This is a genomic window from Amycolatopsis sp. NPDC104819 (assembly GCF_055583145.1).
The window spans coordinates 248,359-268,321 of sequence record NZ_JBVJON010000004.1; the positions used below are offsets into that span (position 1 = coordinate 248,359).

The window sequence follows — 19,963 nt, forward strand, 5'->3', positions numbered from 1 at the left end:
GCGTGACGACGTGGAGCCGATTCAGTTCTTCCGCCCCACCAGAGCCAGCTGGCTGGCCAGCTCCGGTTGCTCACCCACTTCGCCGGGGTCGTCCGGCCGCCACTCGGGCGTGAACACGATTCCCGGCGGCAGGATCTCGAACCCGTCCACCAGCGCGCGCAGCTCTTCGCGCGAGCGCGCGAAGACGTTCGTGCCGCTCTGCTGGTAGAGCTGCGCCGCGCGGCGCACCTCCTCGCCCTGTCCCTCGAACGTGCCCGACGACAGCGCCAGGTAGCTGCCCGGGACGAGCGCGTCGCGGTACGCCGCGACCAGCCCCGCCGGGTCGCGCTCGTCCGGGATGAAGTGCACGAACGCGGCCATGATCACCATGATCGGCTGGTCGAAGTCCAGCAGCCGCTCGGTGGTCTCGTGCTCGAGGACATCCGCCGGGACTTCGGCGTCGGCCTGCACCATCTCCGCGTTGTCGTTGCCCTTCAGCACGATCTCGCTGTGTGCGACGGCGACCGGTTCGTTGTCCACGTAGACCACCCGTGACGCGGGGTCGATCGCCTCGACGACCTCGTGCACGTGCCCGACGGTCGGCATGCCGGAGCCGATGTCCAGGAACTGCCGGATGCCCTGCTCCGCGCCGAACCGCACGGCCCGCCGCAACCACCGCCGGTTCAGCAGCGCCAGGTCCCGGGACTCCGGCCGCACCGCGAGGATCCGCTCGGCGAACATCCGGTCGATGGCGTAGTTGAGCTTGCCGCCGATCAGGTAGTCGTAGACGCGCGCCGCGTTCGGCTTGTCGAAGTCGATCCCGCGTTTCGCGTGCTCGTCGGTCACCGACGCGCCACCAAGGAGAGGCCGCCCGACAGCGCCGGCGGGTCCTCGAGGGGTTCGTCGGGACGCCATTCCGGCGTGAACACCACGCCCGGCGGCAGGATTTCGAAGCCCTTCACGAGCGCGCGCATCTCGTCGGGGGAGCGCAGGGTCAACGGGGTGCCGCCCTTCTCGTACAGCGCGACCGAGCGCCGCGACTCCTCGCCCTGTCCTTCCCACGTGCCCGACGACAGCGCCAGGTAACTGCCCGGCGCGAACGCGTCGAAGTAGCTCGAGATCAGGCCGGCGGGGTCGCGGGAGTCGGGGATGAAGTGCACGAACGCGGCCATGACGACCATGACCGGCTGGTCGAAGTCCAGCATCGCCTCGGTGGTCGGGTGCTCCAGCACGTCGTCGACGTACTCGGCGTCGGCCTGCACCATCGCGGCGTTGTCGTTGCCCTCCAGCACGATCTCGCTGTGCGCGACGGCGATCGGCTCGTTGTCGACGTAGACGACCTGCGACTCCGGGTCGATCGCCTGGACGACCTCGTGCACGTGCCCGACCGTCGGCATGCCGGAGCCGATGTCCAGGAACTGCCGGATGCCCTGCTCCGCGCCGAACCGCACGGCCCGCCGCAGCCACGCCCTGTTGACCAGGGCCATGTGCCGCGCGTTCGGCAGCACCCCGATGATCTGGTCGGCGAACATGCGGTCGACGGCGTAGTTGAGCTTGCCGCCGATCATGTAGTCGTACACGCGCGCCGCGTTCGGTCTCTCGAGATCGATACCGCGCTTCGCGTGTTCGTCTTCGCTCATCGCCACTCCTCGTCCTCGGTGTGACGGGAGAATAGTCCGGTTCAGAGCAGCGGCGGCACCACGGCGTCGATCAGGTGCGGACCGGGTTCGGCGAACGCGCGCTGCAGCTGCTCGGCGAGCTCTTCGGCGGTGGTTGCGCGCGTCGCGGGGACGCCCATGCCTTCCGCGATCTTCACGAAGTCTATGTCCGGCCGCGACAGGTCGAGCAGGTCGTTCGCCTTCGGCCCGCCCGACGCCGCGCCGACGCGCTGCAGCTCCAGCCGCAGGATCGCGTACGCGCGGTTGTTGAGCAGCACTGTCGTGACGTTCAGGTTTTCCCGTGCCTGCGTCCACAGCGCGGAGATGGTGTACAGCGCGCTGCCGTCCGATTGCAGGTTCAGGACGGGACGGTCCCGTCCCGCCACCGCCGCGCCGGTCGCGACCGGCATGCCGTAGCCGATCGCGCCGCCGGTGAGCGTCAGCACGTCGTGCCGCGGCGCGCCGGCCGTCGCCGTCGGCAGCGGCAGGCCGGACGTGTTCGCCTCGTCGGCGATGATCGCGTTCTCCGGGAGCAGCGCGCCGATGACGTCGACCCAGTTCTGCGGGGTCAGCGGACCGCTCGGCAGCGCGGGCCGGGACGCCTGCTGCAGCACCGGCTCGGTGTCCGCGGCGACGAGGTCGGCGACCTCGTTCAGTGCGCGCGTGACGTCCTGGCCGACGGACGCGAGCGTGTGCACCTGCGCGCCTTCAGGCACCAGGTCGCTCGGCTTGCCGGGATAGGCGAAGAACGACACCGGCGCCTTCGTGCCCGCGACGACGAGGTGCTTGACGCCGTCGAGCTGGTAGGTGACCTGCTCGGCGAGGTACCCGAGCCGCTCGATCGCCGGCAGTCCCGCGCCACGCTCGAGACGAGACGGGAACGTCTCGACGAAAACCTTCGCGCCGGTCGCGGCGGCGATCCGGCTGGCCGCGCGCAGACCTTCCTCGCGGCACGCGCTGCCGCCGACGAGCAGCGCCACCGGCTCACCGGCGCCGAACACCGCGGCAACCTCCTTGACGGTCGTCGCGTCCACGGCCTGCGGCACGCGCGGCGGGATCGGCGCGCACGTCTCGCCGCCTTCGCCCCACGACGCGTCGGCGGGCAGGATCAGCGTGGCGACGCGGCCGGGCGCGTCCTGCGCGGCGGCGACCGCGGCGGCGGCGTCGGCCCCGACGTCCTTGGTGTGCTCCGAGCGGCGCACCCAGCCTTCCAGCGAGCCCGCGACCGCCTCGATGTCCGATTCCAGCGGCGCGTCGTACTGCTTGTGGTAGGTCGCGTGGTCGCCGACGATGTTGACGATCGGCGTGTGCGCACGACGTGCGTTGTGCAGGTTCGCGAGGCCGTTGCCCAGGCCGGGGCCGAGGTGCAGCAACGTCGCGGCGGGCTTGTCGGCGATGCGCGCGTAACCGTCGGCGGCGCCGGTGACCACACCTTCGAACAGCGCGAGCACGCCGCGCATCTCCGGAACGGAGTCGAGTGCGGCGACGAAGTGCATCTCCGACGTGCCGGGGTTCGCGAAGCACACGTCGACGTCGGCGTCGACCAGCGTGCGGATCAGGGACTGGGCGCCGTTCATCTCGCTCATGCGGTTCCTTCGGGGAAGAGAACGCCGGGGTTGAGGATCCCGGCGGGGTCGAAGCTCTGCTTGATCCGGCGCATCAGCTCGATCTTCGCCGGATCCTCGAGTGCCTGGTGGTAGCCCGCCTTGGTGCGGCCGAGGCCGTGCTCGCCGGAGATCGCGCCGCCCAGCTCCATGGCGAAGGAGAAGATATCGGTGAGCAGCTGCTTCCGCCGGTCCGCGTCTTTGCAGAAGATCCCGAGGTGGACGTTGCCGTCGCCGGCGTGCCCGCAGCCGAGTGCGCCGCCGCCCGCGGCCATCGCGAGCTCCCGCGCCTTGGTGATGAACTGCGGCATGGCGGTCCGCGGGACGACGACGTCGATCACGTCGTCGGCGCCGACCGCCTTCGCGGTCCAGAAGGCCTTCTCGCGGGCCTCGATGAGTTTGCGCGCGGCACCGCCGTCCAGGACGTAGACGTCGACCGCGCCCAGCTCGCCGAGCAGCTCGCCGACGGTTTCGACGTCCTCTTCGAGTCGCCCGCCCTCGCGGTTCTCCAGCGCTACGACCAGGTATGCGTCGCATGTCTCGCGGATCTTGTCCGGGACGCCGAGCTCGAGCTTCTCGTTGTAGACGATGGCGGCCATCGTCATGTTGTCGATGTACTCGAGGATGTGCGGCGCGAGCCCGCTGGAGACGATCGCCGGGACGGCGGCCATGACCTGGTCGAAGTCGCCGAAGGGGGCGAGCACGGTGGCGCCGTGGGTGAGCCGCGGGTGCAGCTTGACGGTGATTTCGGTGGCCAGCGCGAGGGTGCCCTCGGAGCCGATGATCAGCTGCGTGAGGTCGTAGCCGGTGGAGATCTTCGACGTCTTGCCGCCGGTCCGGATGATCTCGCCGGTCGGCAGCACGGCCTGCAGGCCGAGCACGTTGTTGCGCGTGACGCCGTATTTGACCGCGCGCATCCCGCCGGCGTTGGTGCCGACGTTCCCGCCGACACTCGCGCTGAGCTCACCGGGATAGACGGTGTAGCTGAGCCCGGCTTCGGCGGTCTTGACGTCGAGCTCGGCGAGCGTGACCCCGGGCTGCACAACGGCGACGTGGTTCCCGGTGTCGACTTCCAGGACTGCGTTCATGCGCTCGAAGGAGATCAGCAGGCCGTCCGCGCGGGGACGTGCAGCTCCGGACAAGCCGCTTCCGGAGCCGCGCGCGGTCACGGGCACGTTGTGCTCCGAAGCGGCTTTCAGCAGCTCCGCGACCTCTTCGGCGGTTGCCGGCTTCGCGACGTACGCGGGCTTCTGCGGCTCCGCCGTCAACGCTTCGTCGTGCGCGTAGTCCTCGGAGATCGCGTCGCCGGTCAGCAGGTTCTTGTCCCCGACGATCTCGGCCAGCCGTGCTGCCACGTCGCCCATCGACAGTCTCTCCTCCGCGCCGTTGCTGTGGTTACCGCAGCGTAGTACGTACCGCCGGTACGCCGCTATGAAGGATTTTCATGTTCTTCGGACGTGGACGAGTCCGGGCGGACGCCGGGCCGGCGCCCGCCCGGAGAAGTGACTCAGCCGATCGGCCAGGGCGGCCGGCAGTCCTGGCGCGGCAGCTCGATCGACGAGTTCGTGTAGACCCCGTCGGCGAGCGTGTCGGCCATGATCGGGCGTTCGACGTAGCACCAGTGCTGGGCGAAGTAGCCGCCCGGCGCCTCGGGCGTGTTGAAGTGGCAGACGCCGTCGGTCTGGATGCAGTAGCGGATGTACGGGATGCCGCCGAAGTCCGTTCGGCCCGGGCCGAACGAGACGTACCCGCCGAACGGCGACGGCGCGCCCGCGCCGGCCGGGATCACCGCGCTGATGCCGAGCCCGGGCGGGCCGACCGGCTGCATCGGGTCGGCATACAGCTTCGCGTTGAAGTGGCCGCGGTCGACGTTCACGACGCCGTCCGCGATGTCGTTCAGCAGGAAGTTCGCGACGATCGCGCCCTGCGAGTACCCGACGACGGTGAACTCGCCGCCCGGGTCCTCGTTGAACGAATCCTGGGCGATGCGCTTCGCCTCCTCACGGCCGATGGCGACGCTCTGGTCCATCGGTGTCGCGCCGCACGGTCCCGGGAGCCCGGACGCGCCGGCCGGGTAGTTCACGACCTTGCGGATCCCGCCGCGCAGCCACGGTTCCTGGTACTGGTCCGCGTTCCCGTTGCAGGTCCCGCCGATCAGGATGTAGTAGTGCGCGCCTTCGGCGTGCGCGGCTGGTGTGGTGACGAATCCGGTGACGAGCGCCGCCACTGCGGCGCCGATCAGCGAAAGCCGTTTCAACCTCTTCACTTCGCAGTCCCCTCCGTCAGTTGATCACTGCCGCGGCGGACGTTAGGGAGGGTTGATGAAATCCGGATGAAACCGGTGATCAGCCGATTACAGACGAGGATTTAGTCCTGACTAAATCTCTGGTGGGTGACTCCGCGCCGGGTGATGCTTCCCGGCATGACATCGACGCACACCTTCGAAGACGGCTTTTCCGTGCGGCGGCTGGGTTTCGGCGCCATGCGGCTCACGGAATGGGACCACGTGCCCGACGGCGCCGCTGCCGTCGCGCGCCGCGCGGCCGAGCTCGGCGTGACCTTCTTCGACACCGCCGACGCCTATGACCTGGGATTGAACGAAGAGCTGCTCGCCGACGCGCTCCACCCCTATCCGGGGCTGCTCGTGGCGACGAAGTGCGGCCACGCGCGCCCGAGCCGGGGCGAGTGGGTGCCGCTCGGCCGGCCCGAGTACCTGCGGCAGCAGGCGGAACTCTCGCTGCGGCGGCTGCGCGTCGAACGGCTCGAGCTGCTGCAGCTGCACCGCCTCGACCCGCAGGTGCCGCTCGCCGACCAGATCGGTGCGCTCGCCCGGCTGCGGACGGAGGGCAAGGTCGCCCGGATCGGGTTGTCCGAGGTCAGCGTGGCGCAGCTCGCCGAAGCGCGGGCCATCACGCCCATCGCGAGCGTGCAGAACCGCTACAACCTGACGGACCGCGCGTCGGACGACGTTCTCGAGTACTGCGAGCGCGAGGGGATCGCGTTCGTCCCGTGGCTGCCGATCGCGCGGGGTGACCACGCGACGGCGGGCGGAGCGCTCGGAAAGGTCGCGGCCGGCCTCGGTGCGACACCCGCTCAGGTGTCCCTCGCCTGGTTGCTCCGCCGTTCACCGGTGGTGATTCCCATTCCTGGAACGTCTTCGATTCCGCACCTCGAAGAAAACTGCGCCGCCGCCGGAATCACGCTTTCCGACGACGATTTCCGGCGCTTGGACGCGCTGGCGTGAAAGCGGCCCGGCCGCGGTTTCCCGCGGCCGGGCGTCCGGCTCCCGCCTGGGTCAGACGAGCCAGCCGAGAACGTGCGCCAGGTGCGCCAGCGCGCCGGTGAGAATGTCGTGGCAGTAGTGGGCGTGCTGGGCGAACATCTGCATGGAATGGCTCCTTGTCGAATAACTCATGGATTCCCTGGAGTGCTCTCCGTGGAGAGCGGAATCAGGTTTTCACCGTGCTGGCGAGGTGTCAAAGAGCCATTCCCGAACGACACCAACACCGCGGAATCTTCCCATGCTAAACACGTAATCCCTTCGTGTTTGACGCCGGGGTACCCGCTTTGGCGGTCAACCACCCTGGGTAGCGAGCGGGGTGAACATCACCGTCGGTAGTTCCGACCTTGATCCGGCATCCTGGGCACTCGCGTAGCTCGATGTGGTGATCACCGGACACGAAAGGTGAATTCGCGATGATCACCCTTTCGGGTGGCGGGAAACGCAAAAAGGGGACGCCGGGTGCGGAGATCCGCACCCGGCGTCCCCTTGCCGGGTAAAGGATTCAGGCTCGCGCGAACGAGAGCGTCTCGCCCTCGACGCCCCGCAACCAGAGATCCTGCGCGGCCGCCGCCATCTCGGCCAGGCCCTCCTCGATCGTGGCGAATACGTTGCCGGGCACCCAGCCCGCGTCCCCGTTGATCAGCAGGTTGTTGCGCCCGTAGAAGATCGCGAGGTCGGTCGCGCCCTGGTCGCTGTGCGCTTCGCTGTCTTCGTCGTAGCCGTACGCCGGGTTGCCGATCTCCCAGGCTTCGAACCCGAAGTACACGACGTCACCGGGGATCGGCGTGATCGTCGGGTTCTCCCGCCCGGGCTTCGGCTCCGCGAACGGCGGCACGAGCGTGTAGACCTCGTTGCGCGCGTACTTCGCGTGATAGGCCGAGCCGCTCTGCGGCAACGCGTCCCACACCGCTTTGCAGGTGCGCGGCGCCTCGTCGTCGAGCAGCCTCGCCCGGCAGGTCACCCCGCGCTTGTCCAGGGTGATCGTGATGTACCGGGCCATGCTCAGCTCCCCGTGACGGAGGCGACGACTTCGCCCCAGGTGCGCAGCGCGTCGTCGACCTGTTCGGCGTTGACGATCAGCGGCGGCACCATGCGCACGACGTTCATGTACGGCCCGCAGGTGAGCAGCAGCAGCCCGTGTTTGGCGGCGGTCTGCTGCGCGGCGGCCGCGGTCGCGGCGTCCGGCTCGCCCTCGGCGGTGGTGAACTCCGAACCGACCAGCAGGCCGAGCCCCCGCACCTCGCCGATGGCCGGCGTCTTGTCCGCGATCACTCGCGCGCCTTCGAGCAGCTGGCGTCCGCGCTCGGCGGCGTTCTCCACCAGGTTCTCCTGCTGGATGACCTCGAGCGTCGCGATCGCCGCGGCGCACGAGACGGCGTTGCCGCCGTACGTGCCGCCCTGGGAACCCGGGAGCGCCTTCGCCATCAGCTCCTGCGAAGCAGCGATGCCCGACAGCGGGAAGCCGCTGGCCAGGCCCTTCGCGATGAGCACGATGTCGGGGGAGACGTCGAAGTGGTCGTGCCCCCAGAACTTCCCGGTGCGGCCGAAACCGGTCTGGATCTCGTCGACGACGAGCAGGATCCCGTGCCGGTCCGCGCGCTCGCGCAGCCCGGCCATGAATTCCGTGTTGGCCGGGACGTACCCGCCCTCGCCGAGCACGGGCTCGACGAAGATCGCGGCGGTCTCGTTGGGCGCGCTGACCGTCTGGAACAGGTAGTCCAGCTCGCGCAGCGCGAACTTCGTGGCGGTCTGCTCGTCCCAGCCGTAGTGGTAGGCGTAGGGGAACGGCGCGACGTGCACGCCCGCCATCAGCGGGCCGATGCCGGCGCTGAACCGCGTTCCGGACGTCGTCATCGACGCCGCCGCGACGGTTCGGCCGTGGAAGCCGCCCTGCATGACGATGACATTCGGACGTTTTGTCGCCTGCCGCGAAAGCCGCAACGCAGCTTCGACGGCTTCGCTGCCCGAGTTCGAGTAGAAGAGCGAGTCGAGCCCGCTCGGCAGGACGTCGCCGAGCCGTTTTGTCAGCTCGAGCAGGGGCTGGTGCATCACGGTCGTGTACTGCCCGTGGACGAGCTTGCCGATCTGCTCCTGCGCCGCGCGCACGACGTGTGGGTGACAGTGCCCGGTGCTCGTCACGCCGATGCCGGCGGTGAAGTCGAGGTGGCGTTTGCCGTCGACGTCGTAGAGGTAAACCCCTTCACCGTGGTCGACCACGACGGGCGTTGCCTGCTTGAGCAGCGGAGATAGCTGGGCCATGGCAGCGTGCTCCTTGGTCGGTTGAGCGGGTTGTCGATTGTTGACAATATCCATAGCATGGCCCTCGGGACAACACGTGAGGAGCAGTCGGGATGAGCGCGAGCACCGAGTCCGGCGTCGTCGACGCGGTCGGCAAGGAACTGTTCATCGGCGGCAAGTGGGTCGCCGCCGGGTCCGGGAAGACGTTCCCGGTGGTCGACCCGGCCACCGGCAAAGAGCTGTGCCAGGTCGCCGACGCCTCCCCGGCGGACGGCGTTGCAGCTCTGGATGCCGCCGTCGCCGCCCAGGCGGACTTCGCGAAGATGGCGCCGCGGGAGCGCGGAGAGATCCTGCGCCGGGCGTACGAGCTGCTGATGCAGCGCCAGGACGAGCTCGGCCTGCTCATGACCCTCGAGATGGGCAAGCCGCTCGCCGAGTCGAAGGGTGAGATCGCCTACGCCGCCGAGTTCTTCCGCTGGTTCGCCGAGGAGGCCGTCCGGATCGACGGCGGCTTCGCGACCGCCCCGAACGGCACGGGCCGGTTCCTCATCACCAAGCAGCCGGTCGGGCCGACCCTGCTGATCACGCCGTGGAACTTCCCGATGGCGATGGGCACCCGCAAGATCGGCCCGGCCATCGCCGCGGGCTGCACTTCGGTGATCAAGCCGGCCGCGCAGACGCCGCTGTCGATGCTCGCGCTGGCCGGCATCCTCGCCGAGGCCGGACTGCCCGAAGGCGTGCTCAACGTCATCACCACCAGCGACTCCGGCGGCGTGATGGAGCCGCTGATCCGCGACGGGCGGGCGCGCAAGCTCTCGTTCACCGGGTCCACCGGAGTCGGCCGGAAGCTGCTGGAGCAGTGCGCCGACAAGGTGCTGCGGACGTCGATGGAACTGGGCGGCAACGCACCGTTCCTGGTCTTCGACGACGCCGACATGGACGCGGCCATCGACGGCGCGATGCAGGCGAAGATGCGCAACATCGGCGAGGCCTGCACCGCCGCCAACCGGTTCTACGTGCAGCGCGGCGTCGTCGAAGAGTTCTCCCGGCGGCTGACCGAGCGCATGCAGGCCCTGCCGATGGGCCGCGGCACGGAGAAGGACGTCGTGGTCGGACCGCTGATCGACGAAAAGGCCGTCGAAAAGGTGACAGAGCTGGTCAAGGACGCCACTGACCGCGGCGCAAAGGTGCTTACTGGCGGTTCCGGCGTCGACGGTCCGGGCCACTTCTACCAGGCCACTGTGCTTACCGACGTCCCGCAGGAGGCGCGGCTGACGCACGAGGAGATCTTCGGGCCGGTCGCCCCGATCACGCCCTTCGACACCGAAGAAGAGGCGGTGACGAAGGCGAACGACACCGAGTTCGGCCTGGTCTCCTACGTCTACACCAGCGACCTCAAGCGCGCGCTGCGCGTCTCCGAAGCGCTCGAATCCGGCATGATCGGGCTCAACCAGGGCATCGTCTCGAACCCGGCGGCGCCCTTCGGTGGAATCAAGCAGTCCGGGCTCGGCCGCGAAGGCGGCACGGTCGGCATCGAGGAGTTCCTCGAGACCAAGTACATCGCGGTGGCCCTGTGAGCTCCTACCGCATCGCGAGCATCCCCGGCGACGGGATCGGCGTGGACGTCACGGTCGAGGCCCGCAAGGTCCTCGACCGAGCTTCCGCGCTCTTCGGCTTCTCCTTGGAATGGACGGAGTTCGACTGGAGCTGCGAGCGGTACGCCCAGCTCGGCGCGATGATGCCGGAGGACGGTGTCGCGCAGCTCTCGGCGTTCGACGGCATCCTGCTCGGCGCGGTCGGCTTCCCCGGCGTGCCGGACCACGTTTCGCTGTGGGGCCTGCTGATCCCGCTGCGGCGCGCGTTCCAGCAGTACGTCAACCTGCGCCCGGTGCGGCTGCTGCCAGGCACGACGTCCGTGCTGGCCGGCCGGAAGGCCGAGGAGCTGGAGCTGGTCATCGTCCGGGAGAACTCCGAAGGGGAGTACTCCGCGATCGGCGGGCGGCATAACGCTGGCCGTCCCGACGAGTTCGTGCTGCAGGAGTCGGTCTTCACGCGTGTCGGTGTCGAAAGGATCATCCGGTACGCGTTCGAGCTGGCGCAGACGCGGTCTTTGCGCGTCTGCTCGGCGACGAAGTCGAACGGGCTCATCCACTCGATGCCGTTCTGGGACGAGATCTTCGCCGAGGTCGCGGCGGGGTACCCCGATGTCCACAGTGAACAGATGCACGTGGATGCGTTGGCGGCGCGGATGGTCCAGGCGCCGGACCGGCTCGACGTCATCGTGGGGTCGAACCTCTTCGGCGACATCCTGAGCGACCTCGCGGCCGCGATCACCGGCGGACTCGGCATGGCGCCGTCCGGCAACATCAACCCATCGGGTGAATTCCCGTCGATGTTCGAGGCCGTCCACGGGAGTGCTCCGGACATCGCGGGACAGGGGATTGCCAACCCCGTGGCACAGATCCTGGCGGCCGCGATGCTGGTCGAACACCTGGGCGAAACCGTTGCCGCGCAAGCGATCCGGACCGCGGTGGACCGGGTGCTCGACGAGGGCCGCGTGCGGACCCCCGACCTCGGCGGCACGCATACCACAGAACGGCTCGGCACGGCGGTGGCCGAAGCGCTGGGCTGAGTTTTTGTCGGTGCCCTCCGGCACGGTGGCCCCAAGTCCATCGAGGGGGAGGAGGCACCGATGTGCTGGCAGTGCGAGGACCCGGACAGATCCGGGTACGTGGAACGGCTTCGGGACGGCGTGGCCGACCGGGGCTGGCTTGTGCAGGGCGTGGAAGGGAGCGGGCTGTACCCGCCGTGGGCCTACACGATCGGCCTCAGCGGGTACAGCCTGCCCGAACTGGTCGTGACCGGCTTGCCCGTGCCGGAGGCCGCGCAACTGCTCAACGACATGGCTTTGCACGCGCTGCATGCAACGCCGCCCTCGCCGGGGGAATCCGTTGCGCTGCGCGGCAAACCGCCGATCGAGGTCGTTCCGGTCACGGAGCCGTCCGCGCACCTGGTGTTCGCGGTGGCGCTGTACGGCCCGGGAGTCCGTGCGCTGCAACTGGTGTACGCGGATCCGCGGGGCCGTTTCCCGTGGTCCGCGGATTTCCGCGACGGCCGTGGTGGCCAGCCGGTCCTGGGAGTCCGTCATGCGCGCTGACTGCGGGTGCGGTGTGCCGGTGGGCTGCTTCCCGATACCGGTGCCGTCCGTCCAGGTACGCGTGCCGTCCTTTCCGGCGCGGGAAAAGACCGTCCGGGTGCGCGCGTCGTCCGTTCCGGCCCGCGAACCGTTCGTCCGGGTGCGTGTGCCGGCCTCGCAACCACGCATGTCGGCTCTGCGATCACGCGTGTCGGCCGTCAGATCACGGGCGTCGGCGCTCCGATCACGCGTTTCCCGGCACCGGCGGGGCGTGCCCCTCTTTGAGGCTCGTCCCCGGCGCGAGCCGCTGCACCGCGTCCTCCATGTGCGAGTCGAGCAGGGCCAGCGCCGTGTCCTCGTCGCCGTCGCGCAGGGCCTGGATGAGCTTCGTGTGCTCCTCCACCCGTTCCTCGACCCGCTGGTAGGTGCTCTGAAGCGCGGTCAGGCACATCCGCGTCTCGATGAGCAGGGTCCGGGCCATCCGGACGAGCCGCTTGCTGCCGGAGGCGTTGATGAGGGCCTCGTGGAACTTGAGGTCCGCCGTGGAAAGCGCGCTCGGGTCGTCTTCGCTCGCGGCCGTCGCCATCTCCGTGACGGTGTGCTCGAGGACGTCCGCGATCCGGTCCCGTTCCCCGCCACGCACGGCGCGGATCATCGCGGCCCGTTCGATCGCGGAGCGGGCGGCGTAGATGTCGTAGACGTCGCCGGGCTCGAGGTCGATCACGAACAGCCCACGGTGCCGCTCGCTGCGCAGGAGGCCTTCGGATACCAGGTGCTGCATCGCTTCCCGGAGTGGCCCCCGTGACACCTGGAACCGTGAGGCCAGCTCGGTTTCGCCGAGCTGGGTGCCCGGCGGGAGGGCGCCGGTCATGATCGCGTCGCGCAGCTGACGCGCGATGACCGCGGCCGTCGACTCGCGGCTCACCGGCTCGATCTCGGGCAGCATGCCCGGTGGCAGCGCCATCTCAGGCGCTCCCGTCCGGCAGATGCCGGAAGAGTGCGCCGAGCGAGCGGACGAGCCGGTGCTGTCCGGTCAGGCGCAGGCCTTCCCAGACGGTGACCTGGTTGGCGGTCAGCACGGGCTTCTTCAGCGCGAATTCGACCGCGTTGATCTCCTGGAGTGTCCGCATCGCGGTGTCCGGCACCAGCACGGCGTCGGCGTCCGGGTGGTCGTGGCTGACGGCGAGTTCGATGACGGCTTCCGGCGTCATCGAACCGACCTCCGCGGCCGTGATGATGTCGGCGCTGGCCATCGCGACGACTTCGACACCGCCGGCCTTGAGGAAGTCCACGAACAGCTGGGCGATGTCGTCTGGATAGCTCGCGGCGACGGCGACCCGCTTGACGTTCAGAGCACGCGCGGCGTGCACGAACGCGAAGGAGGTGCTGGAGGCCGGCACCCCGGCGACGGCGGTGAGGCGGTCGGCCTGGTCGCGCGCGCCTTCCCAGCCGTAGACGAAGCTGCCGCTGGTGCACGCCCAGACGACCGCGTCCGGTTCGTGTTTCCCGAGCAGGGCGGCGCCGTCGGCGAGACGGGCTTCGCTGCCGAGGTCGAGCAGTTCGGCGACCGCGTGCTTGTCGGTGCCGTAGATGTGCTCGACCGCCAGCCGGATGTCGCCCTCGTCGGCCGCCGCGCCGCCGAGCAGCTGCTCGGCCAGCGGGTAGTCGTCTTCGGCCGCGTGGTCGGGGTAGATGAAACCGATGGTGGTCACGAAACCTCCGGAGGGACGCAAATTGTCGACAATCCTAGAGGGCTGGTCAAGGAAATCCTTCACGACACGTCACGAAGCCACTTCCCGGGTCCGACGATCGGCAGGTTCATCCGGCGCAGGCACGCCCACATGGTCAGCTGGTTGGCCGTGAGCACCGGCTTGCCGAGCGCTGCTTCCAGCGGCTCGATCAGGTCGTAGGTCGGGAGGTTGGTGCAGCTGACGAAGATCGCCTCGGCGTCGCCGTGGTCGGCGGCGAGGATCCGCTCGGCGATCGTCCGGTAGCTGACCTTCCAGATGCCGCCGCCCAGTCCGAGGTGGTCGCTGGCCACCGTCTCGACGTTCAGCTCGCCCAGGAAGTCGTGCAGAGCTGCGGTCAGGTCGGCGTCGTAGGGCGTCAGCACCGAGACGCGGTGCAGGTCGAGCTGGTGCAGCACCTCCGCCAGCGCGCCCGAGGTGGTGACCGCGTCCGGTGCGCCTGCGTCGCAGATCGCCTTGGTCAGGGAGCGCTCGTAGTCGACGCCGTTGACGAAGCTGCCCGACGTGCAGAGATAGGCGACCACCTCGGGCTCGACGTGCAGCACGTCACGGGTGGCGCTGGCCAGGTGGTGGCTGTCGCTGACGAGACGTGCCATCTCCATGCTCACCGGCACGGGCTCGTACGGCGTGCGGGCGAGGTGCAGCGACACCTCCATCGGCACCCATCGCCAGAGCTCGCGCTCCAGTGCGAGGTCGAAGGGCGCGATGACCCCGATGCCGCGTTGCGCCAGCGGGCCGTCGAACGCCAGGAAGTCGAAATCCAAGGCTCAGCCTCCGGAATACGTCTGAACTTGACACGTCCGGTGCTCCGGGGGTCGTTCCTCGGATTGTTGACAATCATACGAGCCGCTTTTACCGTGTCAACGTGATCGCCTCGGAAAACCGGGAAACTCCCGTCCTGGCCGTGCTCTGCGGCGAGCACCGTCCACCGGACATGCGTGCTGTCGAATCCGGGGCGGTCGTGCGTTACACGGACGCGGCCGGCCTCGCGGATGCCCTGGCCGGAGCGGACGCACTCTTCGTCTACGACTTCCTCTCCACAGCAGTGCCGGGCGCCTGGCACGCCGCCGACCGGCTGCGCTGGCTGCACATCGCCAGCGCGGGCGTCGACCCCGTGCTGTTCCCCGGGCTGGTCGAGAGCGACGTCCTCCTGACCAACTCGCGCGGAGTCTTCGACGACGCCATTGCGGAGTACGTGCTCGGCGTCGTGCTGGCATTCGCGAAGGACTTCGCGCGGTCTCGCGACCTGCAGCTCGCAGGTCGCTGGCAGCACCGCGAGAGCGAGCGCATCGCCGGGCGCGAGGTCGTGGTTGTCGGAACTGGGCCGATCGGCCGGGCCATCGCGCGGCTGCTGCGCGCCGCAGGGATGCGGGTCAGTGGCGCCGGCCGGCGGGAACGTACCGGCGACCCTGACTTCGGCGTTGTGCACGAGTCTTCGCGGCTCATCGAGTTTCTGCCGCACGCTGACTACGTCGTCGCCGTCGCGCCGCTGACCGAGCACACCAAAGGCATGTTCGACGCGCGTGTGTTCGCCGCGATGAAGCCGTCCGCGCGGTTCGTGAACGTCGGGCGGGGTGAGCTGGTGGTCACCTCGGACCTGGTCGCGGCGCTCGCGGACAAGACCATCGCCGGCGCGGCGCTCGACGTGTTCGACACCGAGCCGCTGCCCGCGGAGAGCCCGCTTTGGCGCATGCCGGACGTGCTGGTCTCGCCGCACATGTCCGGCGACTTCGTCGGCTGGCGGAACACGCTGGTCGAGGTGTTCGCCGAGAACTTCCGCCGCTGGCGCGCTGGGGAGCCGCTGCGCAATGTCGTCGACAAGTCGCTCGGCTACGTGCCGTCGGGGAACCAGGGAGCCGGATGAACGACAGGATGCTGACCGCCAGCGAGCTCGTCGCCGCGTACGCGACCGGCGAACTCTCGCCGGTCGAGGCGACGCAAAACGCGCTGCAGGCCATCGAGGACCGGGACGGCGAGTGCAACGCCTACTGTCTCGTCGACGCCGACGGGGCGCTCGAACAGGCCAAGGCGTCCGAGATCCGGTGGCGGGACGGCAACCCGATCGGCCTGCTCGACGGCGTGCCGTCCTCGATCAAGGACATGTTCCTCACGCAGGGGTGGCCGACCGTCCGGGGTTCGAAGAGCATCAGCGCGGACCAGCCGTGGGACGTCGACAGCCCGGTCGCCGCGCGCATGCGTGAGGCCGGCCTGGTGCTGCTCGGCAAGACGACCACGCCCGAGATCGCCTGGAAGGGCGTCACCGACAGCCCGCTGCAGGGCATCACGCGCAACCCGGTCGACCCGTCGAAGACCGCGGGGGGCTCGAGCGGCGGCAGCGCCGCGGCCGTCGCGGCGGGGATGGGCGAGCTGTCGGTCGGCACCGACGGCGGTGGCTCGGTGCGGATCCCGGCGTCGTTCTGCGGGATCGTCGGGCTCAAGCCGACCCACGGCCGGATCCCGCTCTACCCGGCGAGCCCGTTCGGGCCGCTGTCGCACGCCGGACCGATGGCACGTTCGGTGGACGACACCGCGCTGCTGCTGGACGTGCTGTCGATGCCCGACCACCGTGACCCGGCCGCGCTGGCGCCGCCGGTGGCGTCGTTCCGCGAGGCCGTCCGCCGGGACGTGCGGGGCCTGATCGCCGCCTTCTCGCCGACGCTCGGGTATGTGGACGTCGACCCGGAGATCGCCGAGATCGTCGCGGCGGCGGTGCGCGCGCTGGGCGACGCGGGGCTGCACATCGAGGAGACCGACCCGGGGTTCGCCGACCCGAAGCCGGCGTTCGACGTCCTGTGGTCGTCGGGTGCGGCGAAGCTGCTCGACTCGTTCCCGCCGGGCTCCGAGGACCGGACCGACCCGGGCCTGCGGAAGGTCTGGGAGCTGGGCAAGACGTGGAGCGCGAGCGACTACCTCGACGCCACGGCCGAGCGGGCTGCGCTGGGCATCCTGATGGGCGAGTTCCACACGCGCTACGACGTGCTGATCACCCCGACGATCCCGATCGCCGCGTTCGAAGCCGGGCACAACGTGCCGCCGGGCAGCGGGCTGAGCGAGTGGCCGGAGTGGACGCCGTTCACGTACCCGTTCAACATGACGCAGCAGCCGGCGATCAGCGTCCCGGCCGGCCGCACGTCCGCGGGGCTGCCGGTGGGCCTGCAGATCGTCGGTCCGCGCCATTCGGACGACCTCGTGCTGGCCGTGGCGAAGCTCCTGGAGGAAGTCCGGCCCTGGGCGGCCGCCTGACCACACTTGAGGGTGAAACCCGGGCCGTCGCGGAGAAAGCTGTGCCACTGTCGGCCGGGTGAACGCTCCAGGCTGGCGGTACGAACGAGCCATTCCCACGGTAGACGCGGCCGGACAGCCAACCCGGGTGGTGGTCGGCCTGATCGAGCAGGGCGACCGCCTGGCGGCGGCGGTCCGGGTGGACGACGGCAAGGCGGCGCTGGTCCCGTTGGAGACGGGCGGCGAGTTGCTGAAGGCGTTGCGCGAGACGCTGGAGAACTGGTGGCGCCTCGACGGCCACCGCGACCTGACGCCGGAACCTCGCGCGAGACGTTGACCGGAGCAGCTCTCGCGCCGGGCGAACCAGGAGCTCTCCACGGTCAGAACCAGCAGCTCTCCGTGGCCAAAGCGAGTGCACCTCTCGCGCCGGAGCGATCCCGGCCAGGGCCCGCCCTATCCCGGGGGTCGGCCCCCTGGCCAGTCTATCGGGCGGTGTGGGCGGTTCTGGCTTTTCGGGGGTTTCGCGCCGGAGTTGTCCACAACCGGCTGAGGGTGGGGACAACCGCGTGCCGTGGGAGCAATCGATGCTGAGCCTTTCGTCTGTGGCACGCTGCGGCCATGACGAGCGACCGCTACTTCGAGGACTACGTCCAGGGCACGACCTATGACTGCGGCAGCGTTGAGGTCACCGAGACCGAGATCCTCGAATTCGCCCGGCGCTACGACCCGCAGAGCTTCCACACCGACGCGATCGCCGCGGCGGAGGGGCCCTTCGGCGGGCTGATCGCCAGTGGCTGGCACACCGCCAGCCTGATGATGCGGCTCTACGCCGACCACTACCTGTCCACTGTGTCCAGTCTGGGGAGCCCGGGCGTCGACGAGCTGCGGTGGCCGCGTCCGGTGCGACCGGGGGCCGTGCTTCGGCTGCGGGCGACCGTCACCGAGGCGCGGCTCTCCCGTTCGAAGCCGGATCGTGGGCTGGTGCGCACGCACGTCGAGCTCGTCGACGCGGGGGACGATGTCGTCTTCAGTGCGAGCCTGCTGAACTTCATCCTGGTTCGCCCGAGCTGACCGGTGCGTGGCGGACCAGGCCGCGCACCTGCGGGTTGACCAGCACCAGCGCCGTCGCGGCGATGACCAGGGCCGCGCCGCCGAGCAGTGTTGCCTCGTGGCCGGCGGCTTCGGCTAGGGGACCGGCGCTGATCTGGCCGAGCGGCATCGCGACGAACGAGCCGAGCATGTCGTAGGAGTAGACGCGGGCGAGCTTGGCGGGCGGGATGTTCTCCTGCAGCGACACGTCCCACGCGACGGAGAACTGCTCGATCGCGATCCCGGACAGGAACATCGCGAACAACAGCGGCAGCAGGTACGGCGTCTCGCCGAGGGCGAGCATCGGCAGCGCGTCGACCATGACCAGTGCGACGCCGATCAGGAGCATCCGGCGCGGTTGCCAGCGCGCGGCGACGATGCCGCCGAGCAGTGACCCCGCGGTCTGCACGGCCAGCGCGAGCCCCCAGCCGGTGCGACCGAAGGTCTCGTCGGCGACGAGCGGGCCGATCACCAGGAGGGCGCCCGCGTTCACGGCGTTGACCACCATGAACTGCAGCACCACCAGCCACACCCACGAGCGGGCGCGGAACTCGTGCCAACCCACGGCGAGCTCGGCGAGCGGACGGCTGCCCGGGATCCGCTCTCCGCGCGGCAGCCGGATTCGGCGGTACGACAGCGCGGCGGCGAGGAACAGCACGGCGTTCCCGGCGAGCGCCCAGCCGGAGCCGACGAACGCGACGAGGATCCCGGCGAGCCCGGCGCCGGCGATGCGGCCGACGTTCGAGAGTAGCCGGACCAGCGCGTTCGCCTGGGCGAGCAACGGAGAAGGCACCGTCAACGGCGTGAGCGAGGCGGCTGCGGGCAGGGAGATCGCCGAGACGGCGCCGTTGAGCAGGCTGAGCCCGACCAGCAGCGGGATCGAGGCGAATCCACAAAGGACGCTCGCGGCGATGGCGGCCTGGGTGAGCGCGGCCGCGGTTTCGGTGCCCTGCAGGATCACCGACCGCGGCAGCCGGTCGGCCAGCATGCCGCCGAACAGCACGAGCAGGACGTTGGCGATCGACCGAGCCCCGACGACGATCCCGAGATCAACGGCCGACCCGGTCAGGTCGACGACCGCGAAGGCCAACGCAAAGGGCGCGACGGCGTTGGCGAAGTCGGCGAACGTCCGGCCGGTGACGAGGGCGCGGAAGCGGGTCTCGCGCAGCGGGGCGAGCAGTGGGTTCATGGGAGAAGCTCCGGGGGCGTGGGTGGCAACTCGACGGCGAGGGTGACGGCCGGTGGGACAAGAGGATTCGCGCGAAGCTTGGCGGCGGAGTTCAGGCGGCTCGGTTAACGAGCGTTCACGCGGCTGCTTGTGGTTGGCCGCGGACGCGGGCGTAGCCGCTTCGCTGCGACGACGGCCAGTAGCGATGCTCTAGCCGCTCCGCGAGCGCGCCGACGGGCACCGGCGTCGTACCTCCCAGGCTGCGCGCTCACCGCGGTTCGCCCAGTTCGAACAGGGCCACGCTTGCGCTGACCCGCACCGTCCCCGGGGTTCGCGGTGGCTGCGCCGCGTCGTGCAGCTCTTGGCTCAACGCCGTCGCCCGCTCGAGCAACCCCGCCCAGACCGCCGGGTCCACCCACAGCTCCGCGTCCGTCAGCGATGCCGGGCGGTCCGCCGCACGGGAACTCGCCCGCCGGAGCAGCTCGCCCGCGATGGCTTTCGTCAAGAGCTGCTCCTCCGCGGGGTCGTGGCGCGTCAGGCGGCGCCCCGAGTCCGGGTGGTGGCGGTAGCGCTTCGCCCGGCCGCCGCGGATCTGGACCTCCTCGGCCACCTCCACCAGGCCCGCTTCGTGCAGGCGGCGCAGGTGGTAGCTGATGTTGGCCTGCGTGTCGTCCAGCTCTCGCGCCGCTTCGGCCGCGCTCATCGCCGTGCCCGTCAGGAGGGACAGGATGCGCATGCGCAGCGGGTGGGCCAGGACACGCAGGTGGTCGTGGGGCATGGTCCGAGTCTGCCACGACTGTCAAAGACTTATTTGGGGGTTTCGTTGGCCGGGAAGACT

Annotated in this window: 20 protein-coding genes; 8 read left to right on the top strand and 12 right to left on the bottom strand. The window is 69.8% G+C overall.

The window, feature by feature from the left end:
• Positions 1–21: 21 nt before the first annotated feature.
• The 5 genes from ACZ63E_RS13920 to ACZ63E_RS13940 all read right to left on the bottom strand — a co-directional run bounded on the left by ACZ63E_RS13920 (position 22) and on the right by ACZ63E_RS13940 (position 5,507).
• The gene (locus tag ACZ63E_RS13920) at positions 22–825 is read right to left on the bottom strand and encodes an SAM-dependent methyltransferase (RefSeq protein ID WP_465336300.1); all 804 of its coding nucleotides are present in this window, start codon (positions 823–825) and stop codon (positions 22–24) included.
• Complete coding sequence (locus ACZ63E_RS13925) at positions 822–1,619, bottom strand: SAM-dependent methyltransferase (protein WP_465336301.1); 798 nt, start codon at positions 1,617–1,619, stop codon at positions 822–824. Before ACZ63E_RS13925 ends, ACZ63E_RS13920 begins: the two co-directional genes overlap by 4 nt.
• A gap of 41 nt (positions 1,620–1,660) precedes the next feature.
• On the bottom strand, positions 1,661–3,214 hold the full coding sequence (locus ACZ63E_RS13930) for an acetolactate synthase large subunit (protein WP_465336714.1): 1,554 nt from the start codon (positions 3,212–3,214) through the stop codon (positions 1,661–1,663).
• Between the two features lie 5 nt (positions 3,215–3,219).
• On the bottom strand, positions 3,220–4,605 hold the full coding sequence (locus ACZ63E_RS13935; protein ID WP_465336302.1) for an FAD-binding oxidoreductase: 1,386 nt from the start codon (positions 4,603–4,605) through the stop codon (positions 3,220–3,222).
• Positions 4,606–4,748: 143 nt separating this feature from the next.
• Entirely contained in the window at positions 4,749–5,507 is a 759-nt protein-coding gene (locus ACZ63E_RS13940; RefSeq protein WP_465336303.1) for a PE-PPE domain-containing protein, read from the bottom strand.
• Positions 5,508–5,663: 156 nt separating this feature from the next.
• Between ACZ63E_RS13940 and ACZ63E_RS13945 the strand changes: the two genes are divergently transcribed.
• Entirely contained in the window at positions 5,664–6,485 is an 822-nt protein-coding gene (locus ACZ63E_RS13945) for an aldo/keto reductase (protein WP_465336304.1), read from the top strand.
• A gap of 541 nt (positions 6,486–7,026) precedes the next feature.
• Here ACZ63E_RS13945 and ACZ63E_RS13950 read toward each other — a convergent pair.
• Positions 7,027–7,524: a DUF3830 family protein gene (locus tag ACZ63E_RS13950; protein WP_465312772.1), complete on the bottom strand. Its 498-nt coding sequence runs from the start codon at positions 7,522–7,524 to the stop codon at positions 7,027–7,029.
• 2 nt (positions 7,525–7,526) lie between these two features.
• A complete protein-coding gene (locus tag ACZ63E_RS13955; protein WP_465336305.1) occupies positions 7,527–8,783 on the bottom strand; it encodes an aspartate aminotransferase family protein in 1,257 nt (418 codons plus the stop codon).
• Between the two features lie 92 nt (positions 8,784–8,875).
• On the opposite strand from ACZ63E_RS13955, the gene ACZ63E_RS13960 reads away from it, so the two are divergent.
• Genes ACZ63E_RS13960 through ACZ63E_RS13970 form a run of 3 tightly spaced genes read left to right on the top strand, consistent with a single transcriptional unit; the run spans position 8,876 to position 11,919 of the window.
• The gene (locus tag ACZ63E_RS13960; protein WP_465336306.1) at positions 8,876–10,339 is read left to right on the top strand and encodes an NAD-dependent succinate-semialdehyde dehydrogenase; all 1,464 of its coding nucleotides are present in this window, start codon (positions 8,876–8,878) and stop codon (positions 10,337–10,339) included.
• Complete coding sequence (locus ACZ63E_RS13965) at positions 10,336–11,394, top strand: tartrate dehydrogenase (protein ID WP_465336307.1); 1,059 nt, start codon at positions 10,336–10,338, stop codon at positions 11,392–11,394. Before ACZ63E_RS13960 ends, ACZ63E_RS13965 begins: the two co-directional genes overlap by 4 nt.
• A gap of 60 nt (positions 11,395–11,454) precedes the next feature.
• Positions 11,455–11,919, top strand: a complete 465-nt coding sequence (locus ACZ63E_RS13970) for a DUF4262 domain-containing protein (protein WP_465336308.1) — start codon at positions 11,455–11,457, stop codon at positions 11,917–11,919.
• 223 nt (positions 11,920–12,142) lie between these two features.
• Here the strand turns inward: ACZ63E_RS13970 and ACZ63E_RS13975 are convergent, their stop codons facing one another.
• From ACZ63E_RS13975 to ACZ63E_RS13985, 3 genes are read right to left on the bottom strand one after another with little or no spacing between them, the layout of a single operon-like run.
• The gene (locus ACZ63E_RS13975) at positions 12,143–12,862 is read right to left on the bottom strand and encodes a GntR family transcriptional regulator (protein ID WP_465336309.1); all 720 of its coding nucleotides are present in this window, start codon (positions 12,860–12,862) and stop codon (positions 12,143–12,145) included.
• Position 12,863: 1 nt separating this feature from the next.
• Positions 12,864–13,610 (bottom strand): maleate cis-trans isomerase family protein, encoded by a 747-nt coding sequence (locus ACZ63E_RS13980; RefSeq protein ID WP_465336310.1) that lies wholly within the window; start codon positions 13,608–13,610, stop codon positions 12,864–12,866.
• Between the two features lie 59 nt (positions 13,611–13,669).
• Positions 13,670–14,410 carry a maleate cis-trans isomerase family protein gene (locus ACZ63E_RS13985; protein ID WP_465336311.1) on the bottom strand — a complete coding sequence of 247 codons (741 nt, stop codon included), beginning with the start codon at positions 14,408–14,410 and terminating at the stop codon, positions 13,670–13,672.
• A gap of 101 nt (positions 14,411–14,511) precedes the next feature.
• Between ACZ63E_RS13985 and ACZ63E_RS13990 the strand changes: the two genes are divergently transcribed.
• The 4 genes from ACZ63E_RS13990 to ACZ63E_RS14005 all read left to right on the top strand — a co-directional run bounded on the left by ACZ63E_RS13990 (position 14,512) and on the right by ACZ63E_RS14005 (position 17,939).
• A complete protein-coding gene (locus ACZ63E_RS13990; protein WP_465336312.1) occupies positions 14,512–15,510 on the top strand; it encodes a D-2-hydroxyacid dehydrogenase in 999 nt (332 codons plus the stop codon).
• Positions 15,507–16,889: an amidase gene (locus ACZ63E_RS13995; protein WP_465336313.1), complete on the top strand. Its 1,383-nt coding sequence runs from the start codon at positions 15,507–15,509 to the stop codon at positions 16,887–16,889. The genes ACZ63E_RS13990 and ACZ63E_RS13995 overlap by 4 nt, the downstream gene beginning before the upstream one ends.
• Before the next feature lie 127 nt (positions 16,890–17,016).
• Complete coding sequence (locus ACZ63E_RS14000; RefSeq protein ID WP_465336314.1) at positions 17,017–17,205, top strand: hypothetical protein; 189 nt, start codon at positions 17,017–17,019, stop codon at positions 17,203–17,205.
• A 281-nt stretch (positions 17,206–17,486) separates the two neighbouring features.
• Entirely contained in the window at positions 17,487–17,939 is a 453-nt protein-coding gene (locus ACZ63E_RS14005) for a MaoC family dehydratase (protein WP_465336315.1), read from the top strand.
• Here the strand turns inward: ACZ63E_RS14005 and ACZ63E_RS14010 are convergent.
• Together ACZ63E_RS14010 and ACZ63E_RS14015 are read right to left on the bottom strand one after the other, a co-directional pair.
• Complete coding sequence (locus tag ACZ63E_RS14010) at positions 17,917–19,146, bottom strand: MFS transporter (RefSeq protein WP_465336316.1); 1,230 nt, start codon at positions 19,144–19,146, stop codon at positions 17,917–17,919. The genes ACZ63E_RS14005 and ACZ63E_RS14010 overlap by 23 nt on opposite strands.
• A gap of 247 nt (positions 19,147–19,393) precedes the next feature.
• Complete coding sequence (locus tag ACZ63E_RS14015; RefSeq protein ID WP_465336317.1) at positions 19,394–19,903, bottom strand: ArsR/SmtB family transcription factor; 510 nt, start codon at positions 19,901–19,903, stop codon at positions 19,394–19,396.
• Positions 19,904–19,963 lie beyond the last annotated feature (60 nt).